We start from the raw sequence: 20,418 nt of genomic DNA, 5'->3' as shown, positions 1-20,418 counted from the left end.
GAGCCGTCAGCCCCGGGCGGCCGCCGACGCCCGCCGCTGGCGCACCAGGCCGATGGCGGCGAGCACCAGCGTCAGGGAGCCCGAGGCCACGAGCTGGTCCCGGGTGTCCGGCTGGCGCAGCATCAGCACGAAGACGCCCGCCATCGCCAGCAGCGCCACCACCGTCAGCCCCGGGAAGAGCCACATCCGCACGACCAGCCGGTCCGGGGACTCGCGCTCCAGCCGTCGGCGCAGGACCAGCTGGGAGACGGCGATGAAGGCCCAGACGACGAGGATCACCGCGCCGACCATGTTGAGCAGCCACGGGAAGACGTCCTCGGGGCGCCAGTAGCTGAGCAGTACGCACAGGAAGCCGAAGCCGGACGAGACCAGCACCGCGGTGCGCGGCACCCCCGAGGAGATCCGGCCGATCCGCGCCGGGCCCTGCCCGCGGGCCACCAGCGAGCAGGCCATCCGGGAGGCGCCGTAGATGTTGGCGTTCATCGCGGAGAGCAGGGCGACCAGGATGACCACGTTCATGATCTCCGCGGCGCCGTGGATGCCGAGGTGGTCCAGGGCGGCGTAGAACGGGCCGACCTCCACGACCTTCGGGTCGCTCCACGGGACCAGGGTCACGACGACCGCCATCGAGCCGACGTAGAAGAGCGCGATCCGCCACATCGCCGTACGGACCGCCCTGGCGACCCCGTTCACCGGGTCGTCGGACTCCGCCGCGGCGATCGTCACGGTCTCCAGCCCGCCGTACGCGAAGAGGGAGGCGAGCAGCCCGATCACCAGGCCCTCCGCCCCATGGGGCAGGAATCCGCCCGCGCCGGTGAGGTTGGCGGTCCCCGGGGCGGGCGTACCGGGAAGCAGGCCCAGCACCGCCAGCACCCCCAGCACCAGGAAGAGCGTGATCGCCGCGACCTTGAGGGCGGCGAACCAGAACTCGAACTCGCCGAACTTCTTCACCGCGGCCAGGTTGGTGCCCATGAAGACCACCATGAAGAGCGCGACCCAGGCCCACTGGGGCGTGCCGGGCAGCCAGCCGGTCACGATCTTCGCCGCGCCGATCCCCTCCAGGCCGACGGCGACGCAGAGCAGCACCCAGAACGCCCAGCCCGCGGTGAACCCCGCCCACGGGCCGATCGCCCGCTCCGCGTGCACGGAGAAGGAACCGGAGGCCGGGTACGCCGCCGACATCTCGCCGAGCATCCGCATCACCAGCATGACCAGCAGCCCGGAGACGGCGTACGCCACGACGATCGACGGACCGGCGGCGGCGATGCCCTTGCCCGAGCCGACGAAGAGGCCGGCCCCGATGACACCGCCGAGGGCGATCATCGAGAGGTGGCGCTGCTTGAGGCCGTGACCGAGGGCCGTATCGGCACCGGTTCCGGCCCCGGTCGCGGCTTCGGTCCCGGTGCCGGTTTCGGCCCCGGTTTCGGGTCCGGGGTCGTCGGCGGGGGAGGAGGGGCCGGTGGGGGGAGGCACGGACTTCCGTGGCATGGACGTGCTCTGTTCGCTCGGTGAAACGTGGGGGATGTGGGGGGACGCGGGGATCCGGGGACTGCGGGAAACGGGAAGAAAAACGGGAGAACGCGGAGGTGTGGGATCCGCGCGGACAGTCTGGGCGGGGCGACCGCCCCCATGGAATCATCGTCCGCTATGCGGACAACCTGTTCACGCCAGGTGTCCGGCCGACCGCGCGGCGGCGACCGCGCCGACGACCGGAGGGAGGCCTCCCGGTCGTTTTGGTGGGAAACCTACAGTCCTTCCCGGACGTCGCGCCGCGTCGGACCGGGGTCGTTCCGCCCCCACCTCCAGTGACGATCATCACGCCACCGCGCGGTTGAACGACCCTCTTTGTGCAGACCCCACCAACCGCTCCGACAGCGCTTTGTGGGCCACGGATGGTGATCGGGCGTTAACCGGTGGGCTAACGTCGGGCTCAATCTGTCCCCGTCTGCCCTCACCCCCGCGGAGTCCCGATGAGCACTGCTGCCGCCGCCCCTGCCCGCACCGGAGCGGTCCTCGCCGACCTGCTCCCCGCCGCCCGGCACCGCTACGCCGTCGACACGGCCCTGGTCCTCGGCGGCGCCGCGCTCACCGGCATAGCCGCCCAGATCGCCGTCCCGGTCCCCGGCTCCCCGGTCCCGGTCACCGGCCAGACCTTCGCCGCGCTCCTGGTCGGCACCGCGCTCGGCGCCCGCCGCGGCTTCCTCTCCCTCGCGGTCTACGCGCTGGTCGGCATGGCGGGCATGCCGTGGTTCTCCGAGGGCAACTCCGGCATGGGCTTCCCCTCCTTCGGCTACGTCCTCGGCATGCTGCTCGCCGCCGCCGTGGTCGGCGGCCTCGCCCGCCGGGGCGGCGACCGCTCCGTGCTGCGCACCGCGGGCACGATGGTGCTGGGCTCCGCGATCATCTACGCGGTCGGCGTCCCCTACCTGGCCCTCGCCACCGGCATGTCGGCGAGCGCCGCGATCGCGGCCGGCCTGGTGCCGTTCCTCATCGGTGACGCGCTGAAGGCCGCGCTCGCCATGGGCGCGCTGCCCGCCGCCTGGAAGCTGGCCGGCCGCCGGGGCTGACGCCCCCCGCCCGTACGAGGGCCCGCCGGACCGCGTGGACGAACGCGGACGGCGGGCCCTCGCCGTCCGTACGGGTCCGGTCCCGGACCCCGATGGCGGCCGGTGCGCGCCGCACGTGCCACACTCGGATGCATGCGCGTGTACCTCGGCTCGGACCATGCCGGCTATGAACTCAAGAACCACCTCGTCGAGTGGCTCACGGCCCAGGGCCACGAGGCCGTCGACTGCGGACCCCACATCTACGACGCCCAGGACGACTACCCGCCGTTCTGCCTCCGTGCCGCCGAGCGGACGGCCGCGGACCCGGAGAGCCTCGGCATCGTGATCGGCGGCTCCGGCAACGGCGAGCAGATCGCCGCCAACAAGGTCAAGGGCGTCCGCGCCGCGCTGGCCTGGAGCGAGCAGACCGCCGCCCTGGGCCGCGAGCACAACAACGCCAACGTGATCGCCATCGGCGGCCGGATGCACCCGGTGGAGGAGTCCACCAGGTTCGTCGAGATCTTCCTCGCCACGCCGTACTCGAACGAGGAGCGCCACACCCGCCGCATCGAGATGCTGACGGCGTACGAGACGACCGGCGAGCTTCCCCCGATCCCGGCCCACCACCCGCAGCAGGGCTGAGCCCACCCACCTCCTGTGCCGCCGGGCCGCCCCCGGCGGCACAGCCGTTTCCGTACCCGCCCCGCAAGGAACCGAGGAGCAGCCGCCGCCGTGCCCGAGGGACACACCATCCACCGCCTCGCCGCCGACCACGAGGAACGCTTCGCCGGACGGCCGGTGCGGGTGAGCAGCCCGCAGGGCCGGTTCGCCGCCGGTGCCGCGCTGCTCGACGGGCTGCCCCTCACCGGGGTCGACGCCCACGGCAAGCACCTCTTCCTCGGCTTCGGGGACACCGGCTGGGTCCACATCCACCTGGGCCTCTTCGGCAAGCTCGGCTTCGGCACCGTCCCGGCCCCGCCGCCCACCGACACGGTCCGGCTGCGGCTGCTCAACGACGAACACCACGCCGACCTGCGGGGCCCCACCGCCTGCGCCCTGCTCACCGAGCCGGAGAAGCGCGCGATACACGACCGCCTCGGCCCGGACCCGCTGCGCACCGACGAGGACGGCGAGCGGGCCTGGCGGCGGATCTCCCGCAGCCGGATCACCGTCGCCGCCCTGCTGATGGACCAGAAGGTCGTCGCGGGCGTCGGCAACGTCTACCGCGCCGAGGTGCTCTTCCGGCACGGCATCGACCCGTACCGGCCCGGCAAGGACCTCACCCGCGCCGAGTGGGACGCGATCTGGGCGGACCTGGTGGCCCTGATGCGCGAGGGCGTACGGAACAACCGGATCGACACCGTCCGCCCCGAGCACCTGCCCGAGGCGATGGGCCGCCCGCCGCGCGTCGACGACCACGGCGGCGAGGTGTACGTCTACCGCCGCGCCCGTCAGTCCTGCCACATCTGCGGCGGCGAGATCCGCACCGCCGACCTCGCCGCCCGCAACCTCTTCTGGTGCCCCGGCTGCCAGGCCGCCTAGAACCCCCGGGGCAGCCAGGGCGCGACGTCGGAGAGGAAGGCCGCCGAGGTCTCCGCCAGCGCGCCCGGGGTCAGCTCCCGCACCCGCCCGGCCCCGGCCAGCGCGCTCAGCGCCTCGCCGCCCAGATACGCCGAGCCCAGCTCCCGCACCGAGAGCGCCAGGTCGGCCGGGTCCTCGGTCCGGCGGCAGGTCGCGACGCCCTTCGCGTCGGCGGTCAGCCGCCAGCGCCCGGCGTTCCACGGGCAGAACGCGTCCTCCACGTCGAACACCACGTCCAGCGGGCCCCGGTAGGTCCGTGCCTCCAGCGCCGCCCCCAACTCCACCAGCCGGACGTGGAGGCAGTCGCGGACCCGGACGTTGCACCGCCGGGTGTCCGACACCAGGTGCAGGACCGGGTCGTCGACCGGGCGGTTGCGGGCCACGACCGTCGTCATCAGGTCGATGTCGAAGACGAACCGCCACAGCGCCGCGTACGCCGCCGGGTCCAGCGCCTGCAGGTCGTTGACCTCCACGGTCCCCTTGGGGCCGGACGGCTCCCACGCGGGCCGGAGGTGGTAGTTCACATAGCCGACGACCTGTCCGTCCAGCTCCGCCAGCACGCACTGCTGGGTCGAGGCGCCCTGCCGCTGGGAGGCCGGATCGACCATCGGCTTGCGCTCCCAGCCGGGCCCGTGGGCCGGGATGCCGGGACGGCCCGCCACCAGCCGCGCGTACACGCCCTCGCAGGCCGCGAGCGCCTCGTCCGGCTTCGCGTGGCGCAGCCGCACCGCCTCCGTGCCCGGCGGCACCTCCAGCCGGACCCGGTCCTTCTCGATCGTCAGCGACATCTGCCGCGAGGCCGTGCCGTAGCCGAACCGGCCGTAGATCACCGGCTCCGAGGCCGTCAGCACGGCGAACGGCTCGCCCAGCGCCCGGATGTCGTCCAGCTGACGGCGCATCATCGAGGTCAGCAGCCCGCGCCTGCGGTGCGTGGAGGCGACGCTCACCATCGTGATCCCCGCCGCGGGCACCACCGCCCCGCCCGGCACCGCCACCCGGAAGCTGAACGCCCCCGCCGTGCCGACCACGTCGTCACCGTCCCAGACACCGAGCGAACGCTCCGGCTCGGTCAGCTCCTGGAACAGCTCACGCTCCTCCGGCGACTCCGGAACGCCTCCGAACGCCAGCTCCAGGCATTCGAACCATTGGTTCCATTCGGACGGACGCAGTACACGGAGCTCAGTAGTCATGGGCCATGCCTACCAGGGCTTCGACGGCGGAGCGAACCGATTTCGAACGCATTGCCACGGGGTACCCCTCCACCTCGGGCTGCCGGGTGGATAAGGTCCCCGCAATGGCACGACGCACAGGAGCAGAGACGTACCCGGCCCGATTGCGGAAATCGGCGCACCGGGTACGCGTCACGCTGCGCAGATCCGGGGTCGACTACTTCCGGGGCGACGGATCGGACTGGATCGCCCTGGCCGGTCTGATGCTGACCATCCCCGCGATCACCGTCGCCACTCTCCTCCAGCCCCTCTGGTGCTCCCCGTCCGCGCTCGTGCTGCCGATCGTCGCGGGCGGTCTGCTGCTGCGCCCGGCCAGCCTGCTCGGGCTGTACGCGACCGCCGCCACGGCCCTGATCGTGGAGTCGGCCGTGCTGGGGCCCTACAAGGACGGCGCGGCCCGGGTGACCCCGGGCGTCGTCCTGGTGGTCGCCGCCTGCGGCCTGTTCGGGCTGGTCCTCGCGCAGTTCCGGGCCCGGGTCGGGGTGCCATGGCGGCGCGGGGGCACCATGCTCTTCGACCTCCGCGAACGCATCCGCGTCCAGAGCGCCCTGCCCCGGCTGCCACAGGGCTGGCACCGCGAGATGGCGCTGCGCCCGGCGGGCGGCCAGTCCTTCTCCGGGGACTTCGTCGTCGCCGCCCGCACCAACGGCGGGCGGACCCTGGAGGCCGTGCTCACCGACGTCTCCGGCAAGGGCATGGACGCGGGCTCCCGCGCCCTGCTGCTCTCCGGGGCCTTCGGCGGGCTGCTCGGCTCGCTGCCGCCGCACGGCTTCCTCCCGGCGGCCAACGGCTATCTGCTGCGCCAGGACTGGGACGAGGGCTTCGCCACCTCGATCCATCTGGTGCTGGACCTGGAATCGGGCGACTACGAACTCCTCTCGGCCGGCCACCCGCCCGCCCTCCAGCTCCACGCGGGCAGCGGCCAGTGGGAGGAGATGGCCGCCGAGGGCCCGCTGCTGGGGGTGTACGACGGGGCCGAGTTCGACGCCGTGAAGGGCTCGCTGGCCCCCGGCGACGTCCTGATGCTCTTCACGGACGGCCTGGTCGAGGCGTCGGACCGGGACATCGCCGAGGGCATCGACCGGCTGACCGGCGAGGCCGACCGCTACGTCGCCACCGGCTTCGAGGGCGCGGCCTGGCATCTGATCGAGGCCTGCGCCAAGGACGTCAACGACGACCGGGCGCTGCTCCTCCTGTCGCGCCGGGCCTGAGCCGCCGCGCGGACGACCGGGGGTCTCCCGCGTACGACCAGGACCGCCGCACGTACGACCAGGGCCGCTGGCGTACGACCCGGCTCGGTCCGCGTACGACCAGGGGCCGTCCCGCGTACGACCCGGCCCGGTCCGGACACGGCACTGGGGGCCGTGCCCGCGACCGGGCCGCAGGTGCGGGGGTGACCGCCGGGCGGGCTCAGGTCCGTGCCGCGAGTGGTTCGGCGGCATCCTCACCGGCGCCGTTCCCGCTGCCCCGGTCGCGGTCGCGGTCACGGCCGCCCGGCAGGATGCGGGCCAGCCAGTGCGAGCGCCCGGCGGCCAGCGGAGCCAGTACGGCGAGCAGCAGCACATAGCCCGCGATGAACGGGGAGAGCCGCTCGTCCAGCCCGGCGGCCGCCGCCATCGTGGCGAGGATCAGGGCGAACTCGCCGCGCGCCACCAGCGTGGTGGAGATGTTCGCGGTGGCCTGCGGGCCGAAGGAGTAGACCTTCGCGGCGGCGAGACCGGCCAGGACGTTCATGAGCAGGGTCACCGCGACGGCGGCCAGCACCGGCCAGAACACGACCGGCAGGTCGCCGGGGTCGATGGAGAGCCCGAAGGCGAAGAAGAAGATGGCGCCGAAGGCGTCCCGCAGCGGATGGACCAGCTTCAGGATGCGTTCGCCGGAGGTGGTGCTGCCGAGCATCAGGCCGACCATGAAGGCGCCGATCGCGTCCGCGACCCCGAACCACTCCGAGACCCCCGCCACCAGCACGGCGACGCCGAGGAAGGAGATGACCAGCAGTTCGTCGTCCCGGGTGTTGATCAGCTTGCCGATGACCCGGGTGCCGAAGCGGGCGGCGAGCGCGAGCAGTAGCAGGAACCCGAAGGCCTTGCCGCCGTCGACCGCCGCGGAGGAGAGGCTGTCGGCGCCGGACAGGATGGGCTGGAGGGCGGCCAGGTACAGGGCGAGGAAGACGTCCTCGACCACGATGATGCCGAGGATCGGCTTGGTCTCGGGGTTGCCGATCCGGCCCAGGTCGACCAGGACCTTGGTGACGATCGCCGACGAGGAGATGCCGAGCACCCCGGCGAGGACCAGCGCCTCGGAGGTGCCCCAGCCCAGCGCGAAGCCGAAGCCGAGCCCGGCGCCGACGTTCAGGGCGAGATAGGTGCCACCGGCGATCGCCATCTTGCGGCCGCCGGTCTTGAGGTCGTCGAGATGGAATTCGAGACCGAGGTAGAAGAGCAGCAGCACCAGGCCGAGCGCGGAGAGCATCTCCAGCTCGTGCGGGTCGGCGACGAGGACGATGCCGGGGGTGTGCGGGCCGAGCAGGATCCCGGCCAGGATGAAGAGGGGGATGGTCGGCAGTCCGATGCGGCTGCCGACGCGGGCGAGAACAGCGGCGGCCAGGAAGGCGCCGCCCATGGCGATGAGCGTGTCTGCGTGTCCGATGAGCCCGATCCTTCACTTGGTCAAGAGAGTGTCAAGAAAGCGTCAGTAATTAGTTTACCGAACGATTGACGTTGCAAGTATCCCCTGGCCAAAACTCCGCTCGACCGCTCCCCGATCCCTCGCGGACCCCCGGTGCTCCCGCCCTGCCCTCCGGTGCCGCGGACCCCGTTCCCACCTCGCCCTTTCGGTCTTCCCCCGACGCGGGCTGGGGTTTTCCCCACCCCGGATCCGCCAGCAGCCGCCATGTCCCGCGACCGCCTCCGCTCCATAGGTTCGGAACACGGCCGAAGGGGCCGACGAAACGGCCGCTCGGCCGACGAGCGCACGATCAACGGAAGGCGGACGACATGGGGCTGCGAGCCACCAGGCGGCGCGGGCAGGACGGGCGGTACCCGACGGACCTCCACCACGGGACCGGCACCACGGACGCATGGGGGCCCGTCGGCGTCCAGGACCCCCGCGCCGGGGCCCGCGCCGCCGACCTCGCCGTCGAACTGCGCGGTGTACGCCGCCAGTACGGCCGGGGTGGCGCCATCGTCCACGCGCTGCGCGGCATCGACCTCGCCCTCCCGCGCGCCTCCTTCACCGCCGTGATGGGCCCCTCCGGCTCCGGGAAGTCGACCTTCCTCCAGTGCGCGGCCGGACTCGACCGCCCCACCGAGGGCTCCGTACGCCTCGGCGGCACCGAGATCACCGGCATGAGCGAGAACCGGCTCACCGAACTGCGCCGCACCCGCCTCGGCTTCGTCTTCCAGTCCTTCAACCTGCTGCCGTCGCTGACGGTCGAGCAGAACGTCGTCCTGCCCATGCGCCTGGCCGGACAGCGCACCCGCTCCGCACGCGGCCGCCGCGAGGCCGCCGAGATCCTCGCCCGGGTCGGCCTCGGCGACAAGGGCGGCCGCCGCCCCGCCCAGCTCTCCGGCGGCCAGCAGCAGCGCGTCGCCGTCGCCCGCGCCCTGGTCACCCGGCCCGACGTGGTCTTCGCCGACGAGCCGACCGGCGCCCTCGACACCACCACGGCCGCCGAGATCCTCGCCCTGCTCCGCAACGCGGTGGACCAGCTCGGCGCCACCGTCGTCATGGTCACCCACGACCCCGTCGCCGCGTCCTGCGCCGACCAGGTCCTCTTCCTCGCCGACGGCGCGATCGCCGACCGCCTGCCGCGCTCCGGCGCCGACCGGATCGCCGCCCGGATGACCGGACTGACCGCCCGTACCGCCCCCGGCCCCGCAGGAGCGGCTGCCTGATGCTCACCCCGCACGCCCCGAACGGTCTCGCCCGCGCCGCCGTCCGGTTCAAACCCTCCTCGTTCGTCGGGACCTTCGTCGCGCTCCTGCTGGCCGCCGCCATCGCCTCCGCCTGCGGCATCCTGCTGGAGACCGGCCTGCGCGCCTCGGTCCCGGCCGACCGCTACGCCAAGGCCCCCGTGGTGGTCGCCGCCGACCAGCAGATCCACCTGAAGGTCGGCCAGGGCGAGAGCGAGGAGACCACCGACGTCCTGATCCCGGACACCGCCCGGCTGCCCGAGACCCTGGTCGCCAAGGCCGCGCACACCCCCGGCGCGGCCGGGGCGATCGGCGACGTCACCTACCCCGTACGCCAGGACGGCACCCCCCTCACCGCCCACGGCTGGGGCTCCGCCGTCCTCACCGGCGCCACGCTCGCCGACGGCGCCGCGCCCCGCACCGGCGAGGTCGTCCTCCCCGCCGGCGGCAAGGCCCGCACCGGCGACCGCGTCACCCTCGACACCCCCGCCGGCCCCCGCGCGTTCCGGGTCTCCGGCACGGCCGCCGCCCCCGGCACCGTCTGGTTCACCGACCCTCAGGCCGTCCGGCTCTCCGGCCACCCCGGCCGGGTCGACGCCGTCGCCGTGTTCGCCGCCCCCGGCACCGCCACCGCCGCCCTCGCCGACCAGGTACGCGCGTCCGTGGGCCGCACCGCCACCGTCCAGGTCCACACCGGCGACGACCGGGGCGCCGTCGAGACCCCGGCCCTCGCCTCCACCAAGGAACTCCTCTTCGGGCTCAGCGTCTCCTTCGGCGCCGTCGCCACCCTGGTCGCCGTCATGACCGCGGCCGGCACCGTCGCCCTCGCCGTCGGCCAGCGCGGCCGCGAGTACGCCCTGCTCCGTGCCATCGGCGCCACCCCGCGCCAGCTGCGCCGCACCATCGCCACGGAGGCGCTCCTCGTCGCCCCGCTCGCCGGAGCGCTCGGCTGCCTCCCCGGAACGGCCCTGGCCGGCTGGTGGTTCGGCCAGCTCCAGGACCGGGGCGCCGTCCTCGACTCCGTCGGCCTGAAGATCTCCTGGATGCCGTTCGCCGCCGCCGTCGTGCTGTCGCTGCTCACCGCGGTGGGTGCCGGATTCCTCGCCGCCCGGCGCCCCGCCCGGATGAAGCCCGGACTCGCCCTCGCCGAGACCGCCGTGGAGCGCTCCGCGTTCGGCCCGGTCCGCACCCCCCTCGGCGTCCTCGCCCTGATCGGCGGCGGGTCCCTCGCCGGGGTCGCCGCCAGCACCTCCGGCGACGACTCCGCCAACGCGGCCCTCGGCGTCGTCATGCTCTTCATGCTCGCGGTCGGGCTGCTCGGCCCGGTCATCGCCCGGGGCTGCGCCGCCGTCCTCGGACTCGCGCTGCGCGCCGCCGGCGCCCCCGGCTCGCTGGCCGCCGCCAACTCCCGCACCAACTCCCGCCGGCTGGCCTCCGCGATCACCCCGATCGTCCTCGCCATGGCCTTCGCGTCCACGCTCGTCTTCATGCAGACCAGCCAGGAGCGCGCCACCGCCCACCAGCAGCGCGACGCGATCACCGCCGACCACATCGTCACCGGACCCGCCGGACTCACTTCCGACGCCACCGCACGGGCCGCCGCCACCCCCGGCGTCACCACCGCCGTCGGCCTGCTCCGCACCTCCGTACTGGTCTCCACCGACCCCGGACCACAGCTCCAGGCCGCCTCCGCGCAGGGCGTCATCGGCACCGGCGCACAGCTCACGAAGGTCCAGGACCTCGACATCCGGACCGGCTCCCTCACGGCCCTGCGGCCCGGGACCGTCGCCGTCGACACCACGCTCGCCGACTCCGCGGGCGTCCGCACCGGCGACCGGCTGGCCCTGCGCCTCCCGGACGGCACCCCGGCGCGGCCGCAGGTCGTCGCGGTCTACGGACGCGGCCTCGGCACCAGCCTCCTCACCTTCCCCGCCGCCGACCTCGCCGACCGCGTGACCGCGCCGTACGCCTCCGAGGTCCTGGTCCGAGCCACCCCGGCCGGCGCGAAGGGGCTCGCCGCGCTCGGCACCGTCACCGACGCCACCGGCTACGCCGCCGCGCAGGACGAGGCCCGCGAACTGAACGCCTGGGCCAACACCGTCATGGCCGCCGTGCTCGGCGGATTCGCCGCCGTCGCCGCCGTGAACACCCTGGTGATGACCATCCTCGACCGCCGCCGCGAACTGACCGTCCTGCGCCTGATCGGCACCACCCGCCGCCAGGTCCTGGGCATGGTCCGCTGGGAGGCGCTGCTGGTCACCGTGGCCGGCGCCGTCCTCGGCACGGCCATCGCGCTGGCCACGCTCTTCCCGATGATGAGGGGCCTCACCGGCGAGGACCCGTACATTCCGCCGCTCCTGTACGGGACCTTCGTCGCCGCGACGATCGGCCTCGGCCTCGCCGCCATGCTGCTCCCGGCCCGGGCGGCCCTGCGGACGGCGGACGCCCGGCCGTAGAGTCCGGGCATGACCCCATCGCATCCCCAGCTGACCCTGGCCGAGGTCGAGGCGATCGCCCGCGAGGCCCACGCCCACCAGCGCGACAAGGCGGGCCGCCCGTACACCGAGCACCTCGCCGCCGTCGCGGAGGGGGTACGGGCCCGGGGCGGCAGCGACGAACAGATCGCCGCGGCCTGGCTGCACGACGCGGTCGAGGACGACGCGCTGTCGGAACGCTGGCTGGCCGAAGCGGCCCTGCCGCAGCGGGTGAAGGACATGGTCCTCGCCGTCTCCAAACGGGACGGCGAGGACCTCTCCGCGTACACCCGGCGCATCCTGGAGACCCCGGGAGCCCTGCTGGTCAAGGAGGCGGACCTGGCCCACAACGCGGACCCGGCCCGCCTCGCGGCACTGGAACCGGCGACCCGTACCCGGCTGACCGAGAAATACGCACGGGTGCGGAGACTGCTCGGTCTCACCCCGGACGAATCGCCCATCGACCGATCGGATCAAGCCAACACGGCGAAGTCCTGACCCTCGGCGCCGAACCGCCCGGCCCCGGCCGACCGGTTCAGCGCCGGGCGGGGTCCTTCCGGAAGGCCAGGTCCAGGTCCGGTTCCGTCACCGGCCGCAGCGCCCGCCGCACCGGCGGCGTGCACATCAGCGTCACCGCCACGGCGGCGACCACCGAGACCAGGACCAGCCCGGCGGGCTCCGCCAGCCAGTCGTGGGCGTCGAACACGCCCGCGTACCCGGCGCCCTTGATCAGGAAGCCGTGCAGCAGGTAGCCGCAGATCGTCCCGGCACCGAGCACCGTGAACCACATGCGGCGGCGCGGCACCCAGGCCAGGAACCCGATGGTGAGCAGCAGCGCGGCGCAGAACATCAGCAGCGTCATCACCGCCCCCGACCACCAGGGCGCGTCCATCTCCTGGGCGCTGTTGCTGCGGTAGAACCAGCCCAGCTGCATCCGGGGCGCCGCCCAGTACGCGAGGGCCACGGCCCCGGCGAAGAGCGGGACGGCGAACATCCGCACCTCGCGCCGGTGCACCAGCCGGAAGTGCTCGGGGCGCAGCCGGAGCCCCAGCACGAAGAACGGCAGGAACTGCAGGACCCGCTGGAGGTCCAGGTCGTCGCCGATCGAGGGGGAGAGGGAGGCGAGCACGGCGATCACCAGCGCCACCGGCAGCGGATGGCGCAGCGCCTGCCAGATCGGGGTGGTGATCCGCCAGATGAAGAGCGCGATCAGGAACCAGGTGAGGTACCAGGGGTCGAGCAGGCTGATCTCCATGTCGCCGGTGTCGCCCGCGTACCACCGGAACAGGGAGTACGCCGTCTCGAACACGATGTAGGGCAGGGCGACGCCGGTGACCAGGCGCTTCACCTTGGCCGCGGACATGTCGAAGGAACGGGAGAAGTAGCCGGAGACGATGATGAACGCCGGCATGTGGAAGGTGTACGCGACCATGTACAGCGCGCGGGCGGTCCGGCTGCCGTCCATCACCGGTTCCCACGAGTGGGCCACCGCGACCAGCACGATGGCCAGGTATTTCACGTTGTCGAAGTAGGCCTCGCGCCGTTTCGCCGGTGCGCCCGCCGGAGGCTCGTTCGCCACCGTTCCGGACGGTCTCGCCTGCGTGGGGGATGTCGCGACGGCGGTCGCCGCACCTCTGCCTCCGGGCTCCGACCCTTGGTGCGCCGGTGGGATCTGGGCCCGCTGGAATACGTTCGGAGCGTGGAACATTCCAGTCACCTTAGACGCCGGGATCGGAATTCGTAAAACCGCTCGGGGATATTGATCTGTCGCCGTCCCTTCGAAAGGGAAACCGCCATTTACCGACCGATATGCACCGATTCATCCCACTTAAATGGGGCATATCGGCAAGGTTCTGTGCGACCTGAATCTAATCGCACTTGAATCTTGGAATTGCCTGTGAATGAAGTGTGCGGGTATGGAAATCGTCACAATGGAAGTCCGTCGAAACCTCCTGGCCGGCCGTTCGCGCGGGACGGCGGAGGGGGCTGCGCGCCCCTCTCGTGCAGCGGTGCGCCCCTGGTGCGCGCGGGGCGCGGGGAATGGCGAGAACCGGTCACTTCGAACCGTCACCCGGCAGCGATCCACGGGGAGTTGGTGGCACGATGGACCGGACGGAGGGGTGCCGCGTCGCATCTCTCCGGGCCGGCAAGGCGGACCGACCGAAGGTGTGATCAGGCGTGGCGATTTCGCTGTCTGTGGTGTTGATGTTGGCGATCATCCTGGTCGTGCTGATCAGAGGCGGTTCCCTCAAGGCCGGACCGGCGGTCGTCGCCGTGCTCTTCGGCTTCTTCCTGGCGTCCAGCGGCATGGCGCCGTCGATCCAGCGGTTCCTGGACTCGATAGCGCAGACCGTCAGCCAGCTCTCCTTCTGACGCCACCCCTGCGGCCCGCGCGAACCGGGCTCACGGGCAACGGCCCGTGAGCGCCCGGTTCTTTCGTGTGCGGTCCTTCTGTGCCTACGAGGGAACGCGAAAGGCCCGGTCCGGCGAGGAATTCGCCGGACCGGGCCCTGTCATGGAGCGGGCGACGGGAATCGAACCCGCGTAGCTAGTTTGGAAGACTAGGGCTCTACCATTGAGCTACGCCCGCACAGCCGCGCCGCAGGCCCGGAGGCCGGTGGCACGTGGAGCATCGTAGCGGGTCGTGGACGCCGCGCGCACACCCCTCGGCCGGAGACCCGGCACCGCCGTCGGCGACGGCTCCGGTGCGGCCCGCGCAAAGCGGCCGACGCACCGCCCCGCTGCATGTACCCTACGTGTCGCACCGACGGGGTGTGGCGCAGCTTGGTAGCGCGTCCGCTTTGGGAGCGGAAGGTCGTCGGTTCGAATCCGGCCACCCCGACCAACCGGCACGACCAGGAACCACCGCGCGGCGGTACCGCGGAGCGGGACCAGGACCGCCCGGGACCTCGCGCCGGGGCAGGTCGCACGATGCGTCGGCCGAGGGCGGAGCGCGTTGCGGGAGTCCGACTCCTTGCCGTTACTATGCAAAATGCGTGCCCGTGTGTCTGATGTACCGGGCTCGGTCCGCGAAGCCGCCGAACCGTGCGGCGGAGCAGAACCCCAAGAAGTCAGCCACAAGGAGACCGAACCGTGAAGAGCGCCGTGGAGACCCTGAACCCGACCCGGGTTCGGCTCACTGTCGAGGTGCCCTTCGAGGAGCTCAAGGACAGCCTCGACGCGGCGTACAAGAAGATCAACCAGCAGGTCACGGTGAAGGGCTTCCGCAAGGGCAAGATCCCTGCCCGGGTCATCGACCAGCGCTTCGGCCGCGGTGCGGTGCTGGAGGAGGCCGTCAACGACGCCCTCCCGAAGTTCTACACCGAGGCCGTCAACGAGGGCGAGCTCAACGTCCTCGGCCAGCCGGAGGTCGACATCACCGAGCTGAAGGACGGCGAGCTGCTGGCCTTCACCGCCGAGGTTGACGTACGCCCCGAGATCGAGATTCCGGACTACTCCGGCATCGAGGTCACCGTCGACGCCCTCGAGGTCAGCGACGAGGACATCGAGAAGGCCGTGGAGCAGCTCCGTGAGCGCTTCGCCTCCACCAACCCGGTCGAGCGTGCCGCCGCCGAGGGCGACGTCGTGACGATCGACCTGCAGGCCAAGGTCGACGGCGAGGTCCTGGAGGACGGCGTGGCCGACGGTGTCTCGTACACCATCGGCTCCGGCGAGCTGCTCGACGGCATCGACGCCGCCGTGACCGGCCTGGAGGCGGGTGGCGAGGCCACCTTCACCTCCGAGCTGAAGGGCGGCTCCGCCGCGGGCAAGGAGGCCGAGGTCACCGTCAAGGTCACCGCCGTCGCCGCCCGCGAGCTGCCCGAGCTGGACGACGAGTTCGCCCAGATGGCCAGCGAGTTCGACACCCTCGACGAGCTGAAGGCCGACAGCCGCAAGCGCCTGGAGAACACCAAGCAGTACGACCAGGCCACCCAGGCCCAGGAGCGTGTCCTGGACGAGCTGCTCAAGCTCGCCGAGGTCCCGATCCCGGAGAAGCTGCTCGCGGACGAGATCCAGACCCGCAAGCACAACCTGGAGCACCACCAGCTCGGCCAGATGGGCCTGACCCTCGACAAGTACCTCGAGATCCAGGGCAAGACCGCCGAGGAGTTCGACACCGAGACCTCCGAGCAGGCGATCAAGGGCATCAAGACCCAGTTCATCCTGGACGAGATCGTCAACAAGGAGAAGCTCAACGTCAACCAGGAGGAGCTCACCGAGCACCTCATGCGGCGTGCCGCCTCCTCCGGCATGAGCCCGGACCAGTTCGCCCAGGCCGTCGTCGAGGGCGGCCAGGTGCCGATGCTCGTCGGCGAGGTCGCCCGCGGCAAGGCGCTGGCCGTGGTCGTCGAGGCCGCCAAGGTCGTCGACACCAACGGTGAGGTCATCGACCTGGAGGACGAGGAGGACGAGTCCACCGAGGCCGTCGAGGCCGCGGAGGGCACCGACACCGCCGAGGCCACCGAGGCGAAGAACGAGGCCTGAGCCTCGCGCTGACCCCCGTACGACGGGCTCCGGACGCACCCGCGTCCGGGGCCCGTCGCCGTAGGGCGTACGGTGCCCCACAACCCTTGTGCGGACTGCGGAGCTTGCGCTCCCAGCGAACAGTTGCGGAAGCGGGATGGCGTTGTCCCACCTGCGCGTTAGGGTCCATGAAGAGGAAGGGTGGGGAAGCTCCCCGCCCACCCCGGTACGAAGACGCTGAGACGGCCGGAGCCGTCAGAGACGAGCAGGTGGATACGTGACGAATCTGATGCCCTACGCCGCCGGAGAGCCGTCCCTCGGTGGAGGCCTCGGTGACCAGGTCTACAGCCGGCTGCTCGGCGAGCGCATCATCTTCCTCGGCCAGCAGGTCGACGACGAGATCGCCAACAAGATCACCGCGCAGCTCCTTCTTCTCGCCGCGGAGCCCGAGAAGGACATCTACCTCTACATCAACAGCCCCGGCGGTTCGGTGACGGCCGGCATGGCGGTCTACGACACCATGCAGTACATCCCCAACGACGTGGTGACGATCGGGATGGGCATGGCGGCCTCCATGGGCCAGTTCCTGCTCACCGGCGGCACCGCGGGCAAGCGCTTCGCGCTCCCGAACACCGACATCCTCATGCACCAGGGTTCGGCCGGCATCGGCGGTACGGCCTCGGACATCAAGATCCAGGCCCAGTACCTGCTGCGCACCAAGCAGCGGATGGCGGAGATCACCGCCCGCCACTCCGGCCAGACCGTCGAGACGATCATCCGCGACGGCGACCGCGACCGTTGGTACACCGCGGAGGAGGCCAAGGAGTACGGCCTCATCGACGAGATCATCTCGGTCGCATCGGGCGTTCCGGGCGGCGGCGGCACCGGCGCCTGATCCGGCTCCCACCGGACCGGCGCCACCGCCCCGCGCACCTCTCGTACGCCGAGACATCCAGCCACAGAACGCCACCAGGATGGTGAACACCCCTATGAACAACTTCCCCGGCGCCTCCGCGAGCGGCCTCTACACCGGCCCGCAGGTGGACAACCGCTACATCGTCCCGCGCTTCGTGGAGCGCACCTCGCAGGGCGTGCGCGAGTACGACCCGTACGCGAAGCTCTTCGAGGAGCGCGTGATCTTCCTCGGCGTGCAGATCGACGACGCCTCCGCCAACGACGTCATGGCGCAGCTCCTCTGCCTGGAGTCGATGGACCCGGACCGGGACATCTCGATCTACATCAACAGCCCCGGCGGCTCGTTCACCGCGCTCACCGCGATCTACGACACGATGCAGTTCGTGAAGCCGGACATCCAGACGGTCTGCATGGGCCAGGCGGCCTCCGCCGCGGCCGTGCTGCTCGCCGCGGGCACCCCCGGCAAGCGCATGGCGCTGCCCAACGCCCGCGTGCTGATCCACCAGCCGTCCTCGCAGACCGGCCGCGAGCAGCTCTCCGACCTGGAGATCGCGGCCAACGAGATCCTGCGGATGCGCACCCAGCTGGAGGAGCTGCTGGCCAAGCACTCCACCACCCCGCTGGAGAAGGTCCGCGACGACATCGAGCGCGACAAGATCCTGACCGCCGAGGAAGCCCTCGCCTACGGTCTCGTCGACCAGATCGTGTCGACCCGCAAGCAGGCGGCCTCGGCCGTCTGACGCCGGTCTTCAGCCCCTTGGCACACCGTGTTCGCCCGGCTCCGGCCGCGTGAACCGTGCCAAGGGGGGCCCGAACGGGGGGCCAGGCAAGGTACCGTCGGATAGAGGCACCAGGAGCCGCTGAACCAAGCTGCTCCCAGGCGAAGGGGAAGCACCTCGTGGCACGCATCGGTGATGGCGGCGACCTGCTCAAGTGCTCGTTCTGCGGAAAGAGCCAGAAGCAGGTGAAGAAGCTCATCGCGGGACCCGGTGTGTACATCTGCGACGAGTGCATCGATCTCTGCAACGAGATCATCGAGGAGGAGCTCGCCGAGACCTCCGAGGTGCGCTGGGAGGAACTCCCCAAGCCGCGCGAGATCTACGAGTTCCTCGAGGGGTACGTCGTCGGGCAGGAGCCCGCGAAGAAGGCCCTCTCGGTCGCGGTGTACAACCACTACAAGCGGGTCCAGGCGGGTGAGAACGGCGGCGCCCAGGGCCGGGACGACGCCATCGAGCTGGCCAAGTCCAACATCCTGCTGCTGGGCCCCACGGGCTCCGGCAAGACGCTGCTCGCGCAGACCCTGGCCCGCATGCTCAACGTCCCGTTCGCCATCGCCGACGCGACGGCGCTGACGGAGGCCGGCTACGTCGGCGAGGACGTCGAGAACATCCTGCTGAAGCTGATCCAGGCCGCGGACTACGACGTCAAGAAGGCCGAGACCGGGATCATCTACATCGACGAGATCGACAAGGTCGCCCGCAAGAGCGAGAACCCGTCGATCACCCGCGACGTCTCCGGCGAGGGCGTCCAGCAGGCCCTGCTGAAGATCCTGGAGGGCACCACCGCCTCCGTACCGCCGCAGGGCGGCCGGAAGCACCCGCACCAGGAATTCATCCAGATCGACACGACGAACGTGCTCTTCATCGTCGGCGGCGCCTTCTCCGGCCTGGAGCGGATCATCGAGTCCCGGGCGGGCGCCAAGGGCATCGGCTTCGGCGCCACGATCCGTTCCAAGCGGGAGATCGAGGCGAGCGACCAGTTCCAGGAGGTCATGCCGGAGGACCTGGTGAAGTTCGGGATGATCCCGGAGTTCATCGGCCGCCTCCCCGTCCTCACCTCGGTCCACAACCTCGACCGCGAGGCGCTGCTCCAGATCCTCGTCGAGCCGCGCAACGCGCTGGTGAAGCAGTACCAGCGCCTCTTCGAACTCGACGGTGTGGAGCTGGACTTCGAACGCGGGGCGCTGGAAGCCATCGCCGACCAGGCGATCCTCCGCCAGACCGGCGCGCGCGGGCTGCGCGCCATCATGGAGGAAGTCCTCCAGTCCGTGATGTACGAGGTCCCGTCCCGCAAGGACGTCGCCCGCGTCGTCATCACCCCGGACGTCGTCCGCAACAACGTGAACCCCACCCTGGTCCCGCGCGAGCCGCGCACGATCGGCAAGGGCGACGGCGGCCGGCACGAGAAGTCCGCGTAGCCGCGGCCGCACATAGACGGAAGGGGCGCCCGGCCAGGTGAACTGGCGGGCGCCCCTTCCGCGTTGCGGCGATCACTTCTTGACGCGGATCTCCTTGCGGAGGTCCGCCGCAATCTTGGCCGCGGTGTCCTTGTCCACGCTTCCCGTCATGTCGCCGGGGGAGACCATCGCCAGGGTGCTGTAGTCCGCCCAGGCGCAGAACCAGTCGCTCTTCGGCTTCTGGGTCTGGGGGTTCGTGCCCTCGGTGCCCTGGCACTTCATGATGCCGTTGTCGAACCCGGCGGGGGAGACCTCCTCCGGGCTGCCGACGAGCTTGCCGCTCTTGCTCTCGGACGCGCTCTTCTGCATGGAGGCGAAGAACGCGTCCAGCGTCTTGGCCGGATCGCTGATCTTGCCGTACGCGCCGGCGAGGGTGATGGTCTTCGCGGTCAGCATCTTCGGGTCGTTGGGATTGTTGGGGTCGAACTTGGTGACGTCCGCGGTCGAGTAGATTCCGGCGGCGGTCTTCGGGTCCTGGATGCCGGTCTGGGTCAGTTCCTTGGTGTCGGCGTCGCTCTGCTTCTGGCTCGCGGCGTCCTTGCTCAGGCGCTTGTAGTCGCCCAGCACCGTCGCCGGGGTCGTCAGTGTGTGCGGACCGTCGTCGCTGAGCCCACCGCCGCCCCCGCCGGTCAGGAAGTAGATGCCGCCGCCGATGACCGCCAGGGCCACGATGACACCGCCGACGACCAGGCCGGTCTTCTTCTTCGGCTGGGCCGGGGGCATCGGCATCTGGCCGCCGTAGGCCGGCTGGCCGCCGTACGGGGGAGCGGGCGGCTGCTGGCCGTACGGGCCGGGCTGCTGGGGCTGCTGCTGCGGGTAGCCGTAGCCCGGCTGGCCCTGCGGGGGGACGCCCTGGGGGGCCTGCTGGGGGTAGCCGTAGCCGGGCTGGCCCTGCGGGGGCTGCTGGCCGTACGGGCCCGGCTGCTGGCCGTAGGGGCCGGGCTGACCCTGGGGCGGCTGACCACCGTACGGACCGGGCTGGCCCTGCGGAGGCTGGCCGCCGTACGGGCCCGGCTGGTTGTAGCTCATCTGCGGTTCCCCTGTTCGGAAGTGCTCATC

17 protein-coding genes and 2 tRNA genes are annotated in these 20,418 nt (G+C 71.7%); 13 read left to right on the top strand and 6 right to left on the bottom strand.

Annotated elements, in window-relative coordinates; translation table 11 throughout:
* Positions 1–6 precede the first annotated feature (6 nt).
* Complete coding sequence (locus ACF08W_RS10435; protein WP_392279021.1) at positions 7–1,488, bottom strand: amino acid permease; 1,482 nt, start codon at positions 1,486–1,488, stop codon at positions 7–9.
* A gap of 482 nt (positions 1,489–1,970) precedes the next feature.
* Between ACF08W_RS10435 and ACF08W_RS10430 the strand changes: the two genes are divergently transcribed.
* The 3 genes from ACF08W_RS10430 to ACF08W_RS10420 all read left to right on the top strand — a co-directional run bounded on the left by ACF08W_RS10430 (position 1,971) and on the right by ACF08W_RS10420 (position 4,088).
* Complete coding sequence (locus ACF08W_RS10430) at positions 1,971–2,567, top strand: biotin transporter BioY (protein ID WP_392279020.1); 597 nt, start codon at positions 1,971–1,973, stop codon at positions 2,565–2,567.
* 132 nt (positions 2,568–2,699) lie between these two features.
* Complete coding sequence (locus tag ACF08W_RS10425; protein WP_352275330.1) at positions 2,700–3,188, top strand: ribose-5-phosphate isomerase; 489 nt, start codon at positions 2,700–2,702, stop codon at positions 3,186–3,188.
* Between the two features lie 90 nt (positions 3,189–3,278).
* Positions 3,279–4,088, top strand: a complete 810-nt coding sequence (locus ACF08W_RS10420) for a DNA-formamidopyrimidine glycosylase family protein (protein ID WP_352275328.1) — start codon at positions 3,279–3,281, stop codon at positions 4,086–4,088.
* Here ACF08W_RS10420 and ACF08W_RS10415 read toward each other — a convergent pair.
* Complete coding sequence (locus tag ACF08W_RS10415; protein WP_392279019.1) at positions 4,085–5,317, bottom strand: GNAT family N-acetyltransferase; 1,233 nt, start codon at positions 5,315–5,317, stop codon at positions 4,085–4,087. The two genes, ACF08W_RS10420 and ACF08W_RS10415, sit on opposite strands and share 4 nt — an antisense overlap.
* A 104-nt stretch (positions 5,318–5,421) precedes the next feature.
* On the opposite strand from ACF08W_RS10415, the gene ACF08W_RS10410 reads away from it, so the two are divergent.
* Positions 5,422–6,567, top strand: coding sequence for a PP2C family protein-serine/threonine phosphatase (locus ACF08W_RS10410; protein ID WP_392279018.1), 1,146 nt, complete (start codon positions 5,422–5,424; stop codon positions 6,565–6,567).
* A gap of 199 nt (positions 6,568–6,766) precedes the next feature.
* Here ACF08W_RS10410 and ACF08W_RS10405 read toward each other — a convergent pair whose 3' ends face one another.
* Positions 6,767–7,978 (bottom strand): cation:proton antiporter, encoded by a 1,212-nt coding sequence (locus tag ACF08W_RS10405; protein WP_392279017.1) that lies wholly within the window; start codon positions 7,976–7,978, stop codon positions 6,767–6,769.
* A gap of 374 nt (positions 7,979–8,352) precedes the next feature.
* Between ACF08W_RS10405 and ACF08W_RS10400 the strand changes: the two genes are divergently transcribed.
* Genes ACF08W_RS10400 through ACF08W_RS10390 form a run of 3 tightly spaced genes read left to right on the top strand, consistent with a single transcriptional unit; the run spans position 8,353 to position 12,242 of the window.
* Positions 8,353–9,252 (top strand): ABC transporter ATP-binding protein, encoded by a 900-nt coding sequence (locus ACF08W_RS10400; protein WP_392279016.1) that lies wholly within the window; start codon positions 8,353–8,355, stop codon positions 9,250–9,252.
* On the top strand, positions 9,252–11,726 hold the full coding sequence (locus ACF08W_RS10395) for an FtsX-like permease family protein (RefSeq protein WP_392279015.1): 2,475 nt from the start codon (positions 9,252–9,254) through the stop codon (positions 11,724–11,726). The genes ACF08W_RS10400 and ACF08W_RS10395 overlap by 1 nt, the downstream gene beginning before the upstream one ends.
* Before the next feature lie 9 nt (positions 11,727–11,735).
* The gene (locus ACF08W_RS10390) at positions 11,736–12,242 is read left to right on the top strand and encodes an HD domain-containing protein (RefSeq protein WP_392279014.1); all 507 of its coding nucleotides are present in this window, start codon (positions 11,736–11,738) and stop codon (positions 12,240–12,242) included.
* 37 nt (positions 12,243–12,279) lie between these two features.
* Here the strand turns inward: ACF08W_RS10390 and ACF08W_RS10385 are convergent, their stop codons facing one another.
* Positions 12,280–13,452 carry an acyltransferase family protein gene (locus ACF08W_RS10385; RefSeq protein ID WP_385204190.1) on the bottom strand — a complete coding sequence of 391 codons (1,173 nt, stop codon included), beginning with the start codon at positions 13,450–13,452 and terminating at the stop codon, positions 12,280–12,282.
* A 470-nt stretch (positions 13,453–13,922) separates the two neighbouring features.
* Here ACF08W_RS10385 and ACF08W_RS10380 point away from each other — a divergent pair, with 470 nt between their 5' ends.
* Positions 13,923–14,117, top strand: coding sequence for a hypothetical protein (locus ACF08W_RS10380; protein WP_352275316.1), 195 nt, complete (start codon positions 13,923–13,925; stop codon positions 14,115–14,117).
* A 143-nt stretch (positions 14,118–14,260) separates the two neighbouring features.
* Here ACF08W_RS10380 and ACF08W_RS10375 read toward each other — a convergent pair.
* A tRNA-Gly gene (locus tag ACF08W_RS10375) sits at positions 14,261–14,334 on the bottom strand.
* 178 nt (positions 14,335–14,512) lie between these two features.
* On the opposite strand from ACF08W_RS10375, the gene ACF08W_RS10370 reads away from it, so the two are divergent.
* The 5 genes from ACF08W_RS10370 (at position 14,513) to clpX (ending at position 19,320) form a co-directional block, all read left to right on the top strand.
* Positions 14,513–14,589, top strand: a tRNA-Pro gene (locus tag ACF08W_RS10370).
* Between the two features lie 248 nt (positions 14,590–14,837).
* A complete protein-coding gene (gene tig, locus ACF08W_RS10365; RefSeq protein ID WP_352275314.1) occupies positions 14,838–16,229 on the top strand; it encodes a trigger factor in 1,392 nt (463 codons plus the stop codon).
* Between the two features lie 268 nt (positions 16,230–16,497).
* The gene (locus tag ACF08W_RS10360) at positions 16,498–17,103 is read left to right on the top strand and encodes an ATP-dependent Clp protease proteolytic subunit (RefSeq protein ID WP_392279066.1); all 606 of its coding nucleotides are present in this window, start codon (positions 16,498–16,500) and stop codon (positions 17,101–17,103) included.
* A gap of 79 nt (positions 17,104–17,182) precedes the next feature.
* Positions 17,183–17,863: an ATP-dependent Clp protease proteolytic subunit gene (locus ACF08W_RS10355; RefSeq protein WP_352275313.1), complete on the top strand. Its 681-nt coding sequence runs from the start codon at positions 17,183–17,185 to the stop codon at positions 17,861–17,863.
* A 158-nt stretch (positions 17,864–18,021) separates the two neighbouring features.
* The gene (gene clpX, locus ACF08W_RS10350) at positions 18,022–19,320 is read left to right on the top strand and encodes an ATP-dependent Clp protease ATP-binding subunit ClpX (protein ID WP_352275312.1); all 1,299 of its coding nucleotides are present in this window, start codon (positions 18,022–18,024) and stop codon (positions 19,318–19,320) included.
* A gap of 72 nt (positions 19,321–19,392) precedes the next feature.
* Here clpX and ACF08W_RS10345 read toward each other — a convergent pair whose 3' ends face one another.
* Positions 19,393–20,388 carry a hypothetical protein gene (locus ACF08W_RS10345; RefSeq protein WP_385204195.1) on the bottom strand — a complete coding sequence of 332 codons (996 nt, stop codon included), beginning with the start codon at positions 20,386–20,388 and terminating at the stop codon, positions 19,393–19,395.
* Positions 20,389–20,418: the final 30 nt, after the last annotated feature.

The sequence above is a fragment of the Streptomyces sp. NPDC015144 genome, assembly GCF_043079735.1.
In the GTDB taxonomy this organism is placed as follows: Bacteria; Actinomycetota; Actinomycetes; order Streptomycetales; family Streptomycetaceae; genus Streptomyces.
This window is presented reverse-complemented; position numbering and strand designations above follow the sequence as displayed.

Coding starts and splice junctions, on each gene's coding strand:
- ACF08W_RS10435 (WP_392279021.1), bottom strand. CDS start 1,488: ATGCCACGGAAGTCCGTGCCTCCCCCCACCGGCCCCTCCTCCCCCGCC.
- ACF08W_RS10430 (WP_392279020.1), top strand. CDS start 1,971: ATGAGCACTGCTGCCGCCGCCCCTGCCCGCACCGGAGCGGTCCTCGCC.
- ACF08W_RS10425 (WP_352275330.1), top strand. CDS start 2,700: ATGCGCGTGTACCTCGGCTCGGACCATGCCGGCTATGAACTCAAGAAC.
- ACF08W_RS10415 (WP_392279019.1), bottom strand. CDS start 5,317: ATGACTACTGAGCTCCGTGTACTGCGTCCGTCCGAATGGAACCAATGG.
- ACF08W_RS10410 (WP_392279018.1), top strand. CDS start 5,422: ATGGCACGACGCACAGGAGCAGAGACGTACCCGGCCCGATTGCGGAAA.
- ACF08W_RS10405 (WP_392279017.1), bottom strand. CDS start 7,978: ATGGGCGGCGCCTTCCTGGCCGCCGCTGTTCTCGCCCGCGTCGGCAGC.
- ACF08W_RS10400 (WP_392279016.1), top strand. CDS start 8,353: ATGGGGCTGCGAGCCACCAGGCGGCGCGGGCAGGACGGGCGGTACCCG.
- ACF08W_RS10395 (WP_392279015.1), top strand. CDS start 9,252: ATGCTCACCCCGCACGCCCCGAACGGTCTCGCCCGCGCCGCCGTCCGG.
- ACF08W_RS10390 (WP_392279014.1), top strand. CDS start 11,736: ATGACCCCATCGCATCCCCAGCTGACCCTGGCCGAGGTCGAGGCGATC.
- ACF08W_RS10385 (WP_385204190.1), bottom strand. CDS start 13,452: ATGTTCCACGCTCCGAACGTATTCCAGCGGGCCCAGATCCCACCGGCG.
- ACF08W_RS10360 (WP_392279066.1), top strand. CDS start 16,498: ATGCCCTACGCCGCCGGAGAGCCGTCCCTCGGTGGAGGCCTCGGTGAC.
- ACF08W_RS10355 (WP_352275313.1), top strand. CDS start 17,183: ATGGTGAACACCCCTATGAACAACTTCCCCGGCGCCTCCGCGAGCGGC.
- ACF08W_RS10345 (WP_385204195.1), bottom strand. CDS start 20,388: ATGAGCTACAACCAGCCGGGCCCGTACGGCGGCCAGCCTCCGCAGGGC.